11 protein-coding genes and 1 pseudogene are annotated in these 12,146 nt (G+C 69.0%); all 12 read left to right on the forward strand.

All coding sequences use genetic code 11. The features are described 5' to 3' along the window. Positions 1 to 122 precede the first annotated feature (122 nt). Positions 123 to 2,426 carry a transcription termination factor Rho gene (gene rho / locus ACFFGH_RS31945; RefSeq protein ID WP_386676519.1) on the forward strand — a complete coding sequence of 768 codons (2,304 nt, stop codon included), beginning with the start codon at positions 123 to 125 and terminating at the stop codon, positions 2,424 to 2,426. 2 nt (positions 2,427 to 2,428) lie between these two features. Beyond that, positions 2,429 to 3,505, forward strand: a complete 1,077-nt coding sequence (prfA, locus tag ACFFGH_RS31950; protein ID WP_386676521.1) for a peptide chain release factor 1 — start codon at positions 2,429 to 2,431, stop codon at positions 3,503 to 3,505. Next, the gene (gene prmC / locus ACFFGH_RS31955; protein ID WP_386676523.1) at positions 3,502 to 4,434 is read left to right on the forward strand and encodes a peptide chain release factor N(5)-glutamine methyltransferase; all 933 of its coding nucleotides are present in this window, start codon (positions 3,502 to 3,504) and stop codon (positions 4,432 to 4,434) included. The genes prfA and prmC overlap by 4 nt, the downstream gene beginning before the upstream one ends. A 43-nt stretch (positions 4,435 to 4,477) precedes the next feature. Further along, a complete protein-coding gene (locus ACFFGH_RS31960; RefSeq protein ID WP_386676525.1) occupies positions 4,478 to 5,152 on the forward strand; it encodes an L-threonylcarbamoyladenylate synthase in 675 nt (224 codons plus the stop codon). Further along, entirely contained in the window at positions 5,143 to 6,399 is a 1,257-nt protein-coding gene (locus tag ACFFGH_RS31965; RefSeq protein ID WP_386676527.1) for an MraY family glycosyltransferase, read from the forward strand. Before ACFFGH_RS31960 ends, ACFFGH_RS31965 begins: the two co-directional genes overlap by 10 nt. Beyond that, on the forward strand, positions 6,396 to 6,833 hold the full coding sequence (locus ACFFGH_RS31970) for a Cg1360 family ATP-synthase-associated protein (protein ID WP_386676529.1): 438 nt from the start codon (positions 6,396 to 6,398) through the stop codon (positions 6,831 to 6,833). The genes ACFFGH_RS31965 and ACFFGH_RS31970 overlap by 4 nt, the downstream gene beginning before the upstream one ends. 137 nt (positions 6,834 to 6,970) lie before the next feature. After that, positions 6,971 to 7,759: a F0F1 ATP synthase subunit A gene (gene atpB / locus ACFFGH_RS31975; RefSeq protein ID WP_386676531.1), complete on the forward strand. Its 789-nt coding sequence runs from the start codon at positions 6,971 to 6,973 to the stop codon at positions 7,757 to 7,759. A 46-nt stretch (positions 7,760 to 7,805) separates the two neighbouring features. Beyond that, positions 7,806 to 8,033, forward strand: a complete 228-nt coding sequence (atpE, locus tag ACFFGH_RS31980; protein WP_386676533.1) for an ATP synthase F0 subunit C — start codon at positions 7,806 to 7,808, stop codon at positions 8,031 to 8,033. Between the two features lie 28 nt (positions 8,034 to 8,061). Then, positions 8,062 to 8,622 (forward strand): F0F1 ATP synthase subunit B, encoded by a 561-nt coding sequence (locus ACFFGH_RS31985; protein WP_386676535.1) that lies wholly within the window; start codon positions 8,062 to 8,064, stop codon positions 8,620 to 8,622. Positions 8,623 to 8,625: 3 nt separating this feature from the next. Then, complete coding sequence (locus tag ACFFGH_RS31990) at positions 8,626 to 9,420, forward strand: F0F1 ATP synthase subunit delta (RefSeq protein ID WP_386676537.1); 795 nt, start codon at positions 8,626 to 8,628, stop codon at positions 9,418 to 9,420. A gap of 34 nt (positions 9,421 to 9,454) precedes the next feature. Further along, positions 9,455 to 10,978, forward strand: a pseudogene (gene atpA / locus ACFFGH_RS31995) (F0F1 ATP synthase subunit alpha); the annotation flags it as partial. A gap of 248 nt (positions 10,979 to 11,226) precedes the next feature. Continuing rightward, positions 11,227 to 12,126 (forward strand): F0F1 ATP synthase subunit gamma, encoded by a 900-nt coding sequence (locus tag ACFFGH_RS32000; RefSeq protein ID WP_386676540.1) that lies wholly within the window; start codon positions 11,227 to 11,229, stop codon positions 12,124 to 12,126. Positions 12,127 to 12,146 lie beyond the last annotated feature (20 nt).

Raw genomic sequence — 12,146 nt, forward strand, 5'->3', positions numbered from 1 at the left:
TCTCACTACGGCACTCGCCAACCGCATTCCGCTGATCCACGCCATGAGTCTCGGGTCAGCCGCAGCCGGCGAAGAGCTGGTTCCGGACGAATCTGAGTCTGGAGCCGAAAGGAAACATCCCCTTGACCGACGCTCCCGTCACCACGGCAGTCGTGCACGCCCGGACAGACCTCGCCTCGCTTCGCCTTCCTGAACTTCAGGCGATCGCGGCGAGCCTCGGCATTGGCGGAACGTCGAAACTTCGCAAAGGAGCCCTCGTGGACCTCATCTCCGAGACCCAGACACACAGCACCGAGACCGCCGAGCCCGACACCACCGAGCCCGACACTCACGAGCAGAGCGGCGCCGACAGCACGGCGGCGGCATCCGACGGTGGCGCGGGCACGACGCTCCCCGACGTCCCCACCGTCGACGCACCCGACGGCGCACCCGCCGAGGTGACCTCCGCGGCCGCGCCGACGACCGACGACGTCCTCGAGGCTGCCCAGACCGCGGACGCAGCGCCGGCGAGCGGCGAGGCGGTCGCCGAGCCCGCCCCCGCCAAGGCACCGGCCCGTCGCCGTGCGCCGCGCCGCGCCGTCGCCGCAGCCGGGGAGGCCTCGGCACCCGTCTCGGCCGCGTCCCACGTGAACGCCGGCCAGGTGGGCGTCGACGCCCCGCAGGCCGCCGAGGCCCCCTCTGAGGTGGGCGCGTTCGACATCTCCGCCGGCGCGGTCGCGCCTGAGCAGACGGATGCTGAGCAGACGGACGCTGAGCGGCCGGACGCCGAGCAGACCGACGAGGCTCCCGCAGGCGAGCAGTCCGGCGAGGCGCCGGCCACCGGCGACGAGGAGTCCCGCACCGACGAGCAGGGCGCCGACGCCGAGGTCGGCCAGGAGCGGGAGCCCGGCCAGGGTCGCCGCAGCCGGAACCGCAACCGCGGTGGCCGCGACCAGGGCGACCGCCAGCAGGGCGACCGCCAGCAGGGCGGCCGCGACCAGGGCGACCGCCAGCAGGGCGACCGCCAGCAGGGCGGCCGCGACCAGGGCGACCGCCAGCAGGCCGACCGCCAGCAGGGCGACCGGCAGCAGCCGCAGAACCTGCAGGGCGACCGGCAGCAGGGTGAGGGTGACCGCCAGCAGGGCGACCGCCAGGCCCAGCAGCAGCAGGCGGACGGCGAGGGTCGCGGCGGCCGCAACCGCTACCGCGACCGCAAGCGCGGCCGCGGCGGCCAGAACGACGAGCTCGAGCCGGAGATCAGCGAGGATGACGTGCTCATCCCCGTCGCCGGCATCCTCGACGTGCTCGACAACTACGCGTTCGTGCGCACCAGCGGCTACCTGCCCGGCGCCAACGACGTGTACGTGTCGCTCGGCCAGGTGAAGAAGTACAACCTCCGCAAAGGTGACGCCGTCGTCGGCGCCATCCGCCAGCCCCGCGACGGCGAGTCCGGCCAGGGCCGGCAGAAGTACAACGCGATCGTCAAGATCGACTCGGTCAACGGCCTGCCCGTCGACGAGCTCGCGACCCGCGTGGAGTTCGGCAAGCTGACGCCGCTCTACCCGCAGGACCGCCTGCGCCTCGAGACGGAGCCGACGAAGCTCTCCACCCGGATCATCGACCTGGTGTCCCCGATCGGCAAGGGCCAGCGCGGCCTCATCGTCTCGCCGCCGAAGGCCGGCAAGACGCTCGTCCTCCAGGCCATCGCGAACGCCATCGCGAAAAACAACCCGGAGGTCCACCTCATGGTGGTGCTCGTCGACGAGCGCCCCGAAGAGGTCACCGACATGCAGCGCACGGTGAAGGGTGAGGTCATCGCCTCGACCTTCGATCGTCCCGCCGAGGATCACACCACGGTCGCCGAGCTCGCCATCGAGCGCGCCAAGCGGCTCGTGGAGCTCGGTCACGACGTGGTCGTGCTGCTCGACTCGATCACCCGCCTTGGACGCGCGTACAACCTCGCCGCCCCGGCATCTGGCCGCATCCTCTCCGGCGGCGTCGACTCGTCGGCGCTGTACCCGCCGAAGCGCTTCTTCGGCGCCGCCCGGAACATCGAGGACGGCGGTTCGCTCACCATCCTCGCGACCGCGCTCGTCGAGACCGGTTCCAAGATGGACGAGGTCATCTTCGAGGAGTTCAAGGGCACCGGCAACATGGAGCTGCGTCTCTCGCGGCAGCTCGCCGACAAGCGGATCTTCCCGGCCGTCGACGTGAACGCGTCCGGCACCCGCCGCGAGGAGATGCTCATGGGCGTCGACGAGGTCAAGGTCACCTGGAAGCTCCGCCGTGCGCTCGCCGGTCTCGACCCGCAGCAGGCGCTCGAGATCGTGCTCGGCAAGCTCAAGGAGACCGCCTCGAACGTGGAGTTCCTGGTCTCGATCCAGAAGTCGCTGCCGCAGGCCGGCAACACCAACGGGCACCGCGACACGCACCACCACGAGGGCTGATCGTGTTCGAGTCAGTGGCAGCGCTGCTGGCCGAGCACGAGGCTCTGCAGCACCAGCTGTCCGATCCCGCCGTTCACGCGGACGCGGCCAGGGCGAAGAAGATCAACCGCCGCTACGCGGAGCTGAGCAAGATCGTGGCCGCGCATTCGGCCTGGAACGCCGCGCAGGAGGACCTCACAGCGGCCCGCGAGCTCGCCGGTGAGGATGAGGCGTTCGCCGCCGAGGTGCCGTCGCTCGAGGAGCAGCTCGCCGAGACGCAGGAGCGTCTGCGGCGCCTGCTCATCCCGCGCGACCCGGATGACGGCCGCGACGTGATCATGGAGATCAAGGGCGGCGAGGGCGGTGAGGAATCCGCACTCTTCGCCGCGGACCTGCTCCGCATGTACCTGCACTATGCCGAGTCCAAGGGCTGGAAGACGGAGATCCTCGAGCGCGACGAGTCGGACCTCGGCGGATACAAGAACGTGCAGGTCGCGATCAAGTCGAACGCCACCGATCCCGCGCAGGGCGTCTGGGCGCACCTCAAGTACGAGGGCGGCGTGCACCGTGTGCAGCGCGTGCCCGCAACCGAGTCGCAGGGGCGCATTCACACATCCACCACCGGCGTGCTGGTCTTCCCCGAGGTCGACGAGCCCGAAGAGGTCGACATCAACCCGAATGACCTGCGGATCGACGTCTACCGCTCGTCTGGGCCCGGTGGGCAGTCGGTCAACACCACCGACTCCGCCGTGCGCATCACCCACGTGCCCACCGGGATCGTCGTGTCGATGCAGAACGAGAAGAGCCAGCTGCAGAACCGTGAGGCGGGGATGCGGGTCCTCCGCGCGCGCCTGCTCGCCCGCCAGCAGGAGGAGATCGCCGCCGCCGCTTCGGATGTGCGGAAGAGCCAGATCCGGGGCATGGACCGCTCGGAGCGCATCCGCACCTACAACTTCCCCGAGAACCGGATCGCGGATCACCGCACCGGTTACAAGTCGTACAACCTCGACGCAGTGATGAACGGGGCGCTCGAGCCGGTCATCGAGTCGTGCATCCGCGCCGACGAGGAAGCCCAGCTCGCGGCCCTCGCCGAGGTATGACCGATCCCGAACCCCGAAACCGGGCCGAATCGGCGGACGCGGCCCGCCGCGGCGGGCCGGAAACGCCGAAGTGGGCCGTCTCCGCGCTGCGGGCCGAGGCGATCGAGGTGCTGTCGCGCGCCGGGGTTCCGTCCGCAGAGGTCGACGCGGAGCTGCTGATCGGGTATGTGCTCGGCATGTCGCGGGGCCAGGTACAGGCGAAGGCGCTGACCGGCGCAGAAGTGGCGGGTGAACAGGAGGCGGCGATCCGGGCGCTCGTCGAGCGGCGTGCGGCACGCGAGCCGCTGCAGCACATCACGGGGCGCGCCGCGTTCCGGTCGCTGGAGCTCGCCGTCGGGCCCGGCGTGTTCGTGCCGCGGCCAGAGACGGAGTTCGTCGCGCAGATCGCGATCGACGCGCTCGCCGCGGTGCCGGCGGCCGAGCCCATCGCCGTCGACCTCGGCACGGGGAGCGGGGCGCTGGCACTGGCGCTCGCCTCGGAGGTGGCGAACTCGCGGGTCTTCGCGGTGGAGAACTCGCCGGAGGCATTCGTCTGGACACAGCGGAACGTCGCGGAGAGCCGGCTCGACAACGTGCGGGCCGTGTTCGTCGACCTCGTCGACGCCTTGCACGAACTCGACGGCAGCGTCGATGTCGTGGTGTCGAACCCGCCCTACATCCCGGCCGGCGCGGTGCCGCGCGATCCGGAGGTGCGCCTGTTCGACCCGGAGGCGGCGCTCTACGGCGGGGAAGACGGGCTCGACGTGGTTCGGCAGGTGTCACGGACGGCACTTCGGCTGCTCCACCCGGGCGGCGCGCTCGTGATGGAGCACGGGGAACTGCAGGGCGCCGAGATCCGCAACCTGCTCACCGCGGACGGCTGGCGTGCCGCGGCGACGTCGCGCGACCTCCTGGGCCGCGACCGCGCCACGACCGCCGTGCGCCCGTAGCATCGGGAAGGGGCGCCGGCCTCACCGGTACGATGGAGAGGACATGGCCTCCCTCCACGACTGCTCGGACGGCGCACAGCTCCTGACCGGGATGCGGTTGGCCCGCGCCGCGATCGGACGCGGGGAGCTCGTCGTCATCCCGACCGACACGGTGTACGGGATCGCGGCGGACGCCTTCTCCCCGGCCGGCGTGAAGCGGCTGCTGGAGGCCAAGGGCAGGACCGCGCCTCCGCCGGTGCTCATCCCCGGCATCGCAACCCTCGACGCGCTCGCCGAGCGGGTCCCTGACGAGGTGCGGGCGCTCGTCGACCGGTTCTGGCCCGGCGGGCTCACGATCATCGTGCCGGCGCGGCCGTTCCTCGACTGGGATCTCGGCGAGACCAACGGGACCGTGGCGCTTCGGATGCCGAAGAACCGGATCGCGCTGGAGCTGCTGAGCGAGACCGGACCGCTCGCCGTGTCGAGTGCCAACCTCACCGGGCAGCCACCCGCCACCACGGCGGAGGACGCGCAGCGGATGCTCGGGGACTCCGTCGAGGTCTACCTCGACGACGGCCCGGCAGGCGCCGACTACACGCCCGGCGATCGGGATCCGGCGTCCACGATCGTCGATGCGACCCGGTTCACCCGGGGGAGCGGCAAGCTGCGCATCGTCCGCTACGGCGTCATCCCCGATGAGGAGATCCTCGACGTGGTCGGGGCCGACGCATGCGAATAGTCTTCTACGCCCTGGTGGGCGGGACCGCGGCGGCCGTCACCTTCGGGCTCTCGTTCCTGATCTGGCGGCTGTCCACCAAGTACCGGCTCTACCCGGCCATCCGCGCCCGCGACGTGCACACCAGGCCCACACCGCGGCTCGGCGGGATCGCCATGTTCTTCGGGGTGGCCGCTGCGCTCGCCGTGGCCTCGCAGTTCGCCGAGTTCTCCCTGGTGTTCTCCGAACCGACGAAGGTGCTCTCGGTGCTCGGGGCGGCGTTCCTGATCGTGGTCGTCGGCGTCGCGGATGACCTGTGGGACCTGGACTGGACGATCAAGCTGGCGGTGCAGATCCTCGCCGCGGTGCTGATCGCCTGGGGCGGCGTGCAGCTGTTCACCCTCCCCATCGGCGGCCGAACCCTGCTGTCGTCGCCGCAGTCGCTCGTGCTCACGGTCTTCGCGCTGGTGCTGGTGATGAACGCCGTCAACTTCATCGACGGGCTCGACGGGCTGGTCGCGGGCGTGGCCCTCATCGCGAACGGCGTGTTCTTCATCTACGTCTATCTCCTGCAGTTCACCAACCGGTTCGAGTACTTCAACATCGCGAGCCTGCTCACCGTGGTCCTGGCGGGCGCCTGCGTCGGCTTCCTCGTGCTCAACTGGCACCCGGCGAAGCTGTTCATGGGCGACTCCGGTGCGCTGCTCGTCGGGCTGCTGATGGCGACCTCGTCGATCTCCGTCACCGGCGGCATCGACCCGATCCAGATCTCGACAGAGGAGATCACCCGGTCGGAGCTGTTGCCGTCGCTCATCCCGGTGATCCTGCCGCTCGCGATCCTCGTGGTGCCGCTTTTGGACTTCGGCCTCGCGGTGTTCCGGCGGCTTCGGGCTGGAAAGAGCCCGTTCTCCGCGGACCGCCTGCACCTGCATCACCGCCTGCTCGACATGGGGCACTCGCACTTCCACGCCGTCCTGATCTTCTACGCGTGGACCACGGTGCTGGCGGTCGGCTGCCTGCTGCCGCTCTTCGTCCATTGGGGGTGGGCGCTGGTCTTCATCGGCATCGGCCTCGCGATCTGCGTCGTCGTCACGCTGCTGCCGCTCACCCGCAGGAAGGCGGCGGAAGCGGCAGCGCAGTCCGCGCCCCCGGAGGCCTCCGAGGCCGCCAAGTTCGACCCGCTCGATGCGGCGTCCACGGGGGCGATCCCGATGCCCACCGACCTGGACGCCCTGGAGCGGATCCGGAAGAAGAAGGAAAAGGAAGCATGACCGCAGCCCCACTCTTGAAGCGCGCGCTCGTCTACGGTGGGCTCCTCGCCGCCGGGATCGCGGTCGTCGGCTCGGTCCTGGGATACCTGGTGGACGGAGTGCCCGGCCTGCTGGGCGCCCTCGTCGGCGCCGCGATGACGGCGCTGTTCCTCGGGCTCACCGCCGCCACCATCCTGCTCGCGAGCCGGGTGTCGAAAGGCGAGCTGTTCAGCCCCGCCTTCTTCGGGATCGTGATGGGCGGCTGGCTGCTGAAGCTGCTGCTGTTCCTCGGGATCGTGATCCTGCTCGCGGGCCAGGACTTCCTGAATCCGCTCGTGATGTTCGTCACCATCGTCGTCGCCGTGCTCGGGAGCCTCGCCGTCGATGTGCTGGCATTCGTGCGAACGCGCACGCCGATGGATGTGAAGCTGCCGGGGGAGGACGGCGTCGCCTGACCGCGCCTCCCTGAGGCTCTGGTGCGGGGCGCCTGTGTTCTCTTGCTAGGCTAGGGATGAAGCCCCCGTAATTCCTCGCCGCGTGCACGCACGCCCGGATTCTGGAGAAAGCGCTGCTAGCTAACGCTCTCGCCCTGTTGGCACCGTCCGCCTCCGCTGATGAGGGATTCCACGGGCCGTCGCTGACCGACTTCTTCCCGCCCGGGTTCCTGTTCGAGGGCACCGCGTTCGAGGTCAATCGGATCATCCTCATCCGCGTTCTGGCGACGCTGGCGCTGATCCTGCTGTTCTGGCTCGGCACGCGGAAGCTGCGCGTCGTCCCGGGCCGCGGCCAGAGCCTCATGGAGCTGGGCCTCGGGTTCGTGCGCAAGAACATCGTGATCGACACGCTGGGCGAGAAGGACGGTATGCGGTTCCTGCCGCTGCTGACGTCGATGTTCTTCTTCATCGTCTTCCTGAACATCACGGGCATCATCCCCGGCCTCAATATCGCGGCCTCGAGCGTGATCGGCCTCCCGCTGACGCTCGCGATCGTCTCGTATGTCGCGTTCATCTACGCGGGACTGCGCAAGCACCCCGGCGCGTTCCTCAAGAACTCGCTGTTCCCCTCAGGTGTGCCCTGGTACCTCTACTTCGTCGTCACCCCGATCGAGTTCATCTCGACCTTCATCCTGCGTCCGGTCACGCTGGCCCTCCGACTTCTGATGAACATGGTCGCCGGGCACATGCTGCTGGTGCTCTGCTTCTCGGCGACGCAGTTCTTCCTCTTCACCGCAGGCGGCCTGTGGGGCCTGTTCTCCATCGGCACCTTCGCGTTCGGCTTCGCCTTCACCCTCTTCGAGATCCTCGTCGCCGTTCTCCAGGCGTACGTCTTCACCCTGCTCACCGCGGTCTACATCCAGCTCGCGCTGGCTGAAGAGCACTAAACGGACGCGGCAACCGCCGCGTTCTTCATCACGGAAGGAAAAACACGTGAACCTCGCTGAACTCACAGGTCACATCGCCCCTGTCGCCTTCGGCATCGCCACGATCGGCCCGGCCATCGGCGTGGGCATCGTCGTCGGCAAGACGGTCGAGTCCGTCGCCCGCCAGCCGGAGCTGCAGGGCCGTCTGACCGGTCTGATGTTCCTCGGCATCGCGTTCACGGAGGCGCTGGCGTTCATCGGCATCGCAGTCGCGTTCATTCCGTTCCCCGGCTGATCCGCTCTCGACTCGCTAAGGAGGCAGGATGCTGAACGCATTCCTGTTGGTGTCCGCAGAGCATGCGGAGGAAGAGCCGATCAACCCGCTCTTCCCGCCGCTCTACGACATCGTCTGGTCGGCTCTCGCGTTCGCGATCATCGCCGTGTTCTTCTGGAAGTTCGTGCTGCCGCGGATCCAGAAGACCCTCGACGAGCGCAGCGCGCTCATCGAGGGCGGCATCGCGAAGGCGCAGAACGCCCAGGCCGAGGCCCAGGCGGCGCTCGACGAGTACAACCGCCAGCTCAACGATGCGCGCTCCGAGGCTGCTGCGATCCGCGAGCAGGCCCGTGCCGACGGTGCGAAGATTCTCGCCGAGGCGAAGGAGACCGCGAACGCCGAGGCGGCGCGGATCGCCGCGAACGCTCAGACGCAGATCGAGGCGGAGCGTCAGGCGGCGCTCGTGTCGCTCCGCGCCGAGGTCGGCACGCTGGCGCTCAGCCTTGCGTCGAACATCATCGGTGAGACCCTCTCGGACGACAAGCGTGCGAACGCCGTCGTCGACCGGTTCCTCGTGGACCTCGAGGCGTCAGAAAGGGCGAAGGCCTAGTCCATGAGAGCCGCGACCAGGCAGGCGCTTGCCGCCTCCCGCGCCGCTCTGGAAGCGGTCCGGCCGTCCCTGAACCTCCGGGTGGGCGAGGAGCTCTTCGCGGCGGGTCGGCTGATCGGCGAGACGCCGGCGCTGCGCACCGCGCTCACCGAGACGGCCGTGGACCCGGACGACAAGCGCTCGATCGTCGGCCGCGTGTTCGGCACCCTCGGGGCCCCGGCGCGCAGCGTGCTGTCGGCCGTGGTCTCGAACGACTGGTCGAGCCCTGATGACCTGCTCGCTGCGATCGAGGAGCTCGGTATCCGCGCCATCGCGGCGTCGGCGCCCGCCGGAGGCACCATCGAGAACGAGCTGTTCGCGTTCGGGTCGGTCGTCGGCAAGAACGCCGAGGTCGAGCTCGCGCTCAGCAACAAGCTCGCGAGCGGAGACGCCAAGGCGGCCCTGGTGAACACCCTGCTGAGCGGCAAGGCGAGCGAGGAGACCCTCGCGATCGCGCGCCAGCTCGTGCGGCAGCCGCGGGGCCGCCGGATCAACGAGCTCGTGCGGAGCGCAGCCAAGACCGTCGCGGACGAGTCCGGCCTCCAGATCGCGACCGTCACGTCCGCCGCCCCCATCACCGCCGATCAGCTCGCGCGCCTGCAGACGACGCTCACCACCCAGTACGGGCGGCCGGTCGGCATCCACTGGGTGCTGGACCCCGAGCTCGTCGGGGGCCTTCGCATCCAGGTCGGCGACGATGTCGTCGACGGGAGCATCGCCTCCCGACTGCACGACCTCAGACTTCAGCTCGCCGGCTGACGGCGGCGCTCAAGAACGACACGAAGGAACAGACATGGCAGAGATCACCATCAGCCCGGACGAGATCCGGGGCGCGCTCCAGGAGTTCGTGCGTGCGTACGAGCCGGGCGGCGCCAAGACCACCGAGGTCGGCCGCGTTCTCGACGCCGGTGACGGCATCGCGCACGTGCAGGGCCTCCCCGGCGTGATGGCGAACGAGCTCATCCGGTTCGAGGACGGCACCCTGGGCCTCGCGCAGAACCTCGACGAGAACGAGGTCGGCGTCATCATCCTCGGTGAGTTCACCGGCATCGAGGAGGGCATGGAGGTCACCCGCACCGGCGAGGTCCTCTCCGTGCCGGTCGGCGACGCCTACCTCGGCCGCGTGGTCAACCCGCTCGGCGACCCGATCGACGGTCTCGGCGAGATCGTGCCGGAGGCGCGCCGCGCGCTGGAGCTCCAGGCCGCCGGTGTCATGGACCGCAAGAGCGTGCACGAGCCCATGCAGACCGGCATCAAGGCCATCGACGCGATGATCCCGATCGGCCGTGGCCAGCGGCAGCTCATCATCGGCGACCGGCAGACCGGCAAGACGGCCATCGCGATCGACACCGTCATCAACCAGAAGGCCAACTGGGAGTCCGGCGACGTCACCAAGCAGGTGCGCTGCATCTACGTCGCGATCGGCCAGAAGGGCTCGACCATCGCCGGCATCAAGGGCGCCCTCGAGGAGGCCGGCGCGATGGAGTACACCACCATCGTCGCTGCCCCCGCGTCCGACGCTGCCGGCTTCAAGTTCCTCGCCCCGTACACCGGCTCCGCCATCGGTCAGCACTGGATGTACCAGGGCAAGCACGTGCTGATCATCTTCGACGACCTCTCGAAGCAGGCCGAGGCCTATCGCGCAGTGTCGCTGCTGCTGCGCCGCCCGCCGGGCCGCGAGGCGTACCCCGGCGACGTGTTCTACCTGCACTCCCGCCTGCTTGAGCGCTGTGCGAAGCTCTCCGACGAGCTGGGCGCCGGTTCGATGACGGGCCTGCCCCTGATCGAGACCAAGGCCAACGACGTCTCTGCGTACATCCCGACCAACGTGATCTCGATCACCGACGGGCAGATCTTCCTCCAGTCCGACCTGTTCAACGCCAACCAGCGTCCCGCGGTCGACGTGGGCATCTCGGTGTCGCGAGTCGGCGGTGACGCACAGGTGAAGAGCATCAAGAAGGTCTCCGGAACGCTGAAGCTCGAACTCGCCCAGTACCGCTCGCTCGAGGCGTTCGCGATGTTCGCGTCGGACCTCGACGCCGCGAGCCGCCGCCAGCTGGCTCGAGGCGCGCGCCTCACGGAGCTGCTGAAGCAGCCGCAGTACTCGCCGTACCCGGTGGAGGAGCAGGTCGTCTCCATCTGGGCCGGCACCAACGGCAAGCTGGATGAGGTGCCGGTGGAGGACGTGCTGCGCTTCGAGCGTGAGCTGCTCGACTACCTGCACCGCAACACCGATGTGCTCACCACGCTGCGCGACACGAACGTGCTCTCGGACGAGACCGTCGCGGCCCTCGACAGCGCGGTCGACAAGTTCAAGCTCGAGTTCCGCACCGGCGAGAACAAGCCGCTCGCCTCGGTCGGTCGCGAGGAGTTCCAGGCGGCCGCCGTCGAGGACGTCAACCAGGAGCGGATCGTCAAGAGCCGTCGATAGTGCTTCCGGCCCTGAGCCGGTCGGTCCCTGAGCTTTGTCGAAGGGTCGACCGGCTCAGGGACCGGCTCGCTTCACTTCGACAAGCTCAGAACGAGCGACAAGCTCAGCGACCGTCATAAGGAAGGTAACGAGAAATGGGCGCCCAACTTCGGGTCTACCGGCAGCGCATCCGCTCTGCCCAGACGACCAAGAAGATCACCCGCGCGATGGAGCTCATCGCCGCGTCGCGCATCCAGAAGGCGCAGCAGCGGGTCGCCGCATCGAGCCCGTACTCGCGCGCGGTGACGCGCGCGGTCTCGGCCGTCGCGACGTACTCCAACGTCGACCACATCCTCACCACGGAGCCGGAGCGCATCGAGCGCGCCGCGGTGGTCATCTTCTCGTCCGACCGTGGACTTGCCGGCGCCTTCAACTCGAACGTGCTCCGCGAGGCCGAGGAGCTCACCACCCTCCTGCACAACCAGGGGAAGGAAGTCGTCTTCTACCTGGTCGGGCGCAAGTCCGTCGGCTACTTCGGCTTCCGCAAGCGCGCCTTCGAGCAGCAGTGGGTCGGCGGCACCGACAACCCGGACTTCGCCGTGGCGAAGGAGATCGGCGACACCCTGGTGCAGAAGTTCATCCAGCCTGCCTCCGAGGGCGGCGTGGATGAGATCCACATCGTCTACAACCGGTTCGTCAGCATGCTCACCCAGACTCCCGAGGTCGTGCGACTGCTGCCGCTGGAGGTCGTCGAGGGCGTCGAGGAGCCTGGTGACACCCAGGTGCTCCCGCTGTACGAGTTCGAGCCCGACGTCGGCGCCGTGCTCGACGCGCTTCTTCCCGTCTACATCGAGAGCCGGGTCTTCAACGCGATGCTGCAGTCGGCGGCGGCGAAGCACGCGGCCACACAGAAGGCGATGAAGTCGGCGAGCGACAATGCCGACAAGCTGATCCTCAACTACACCCGTCTGGCGAACAACGCGCGCCAGGCGGAGATCACCCAGCAGATTTCCGAGATCGTGGGCGGCGCAGACGCCCTCTCCTCGGCCAAGTAACTCGAGCCACAGAAAGAGGG

Source organism: Lysobacter korlensis, from assembly GCF_042434515.1.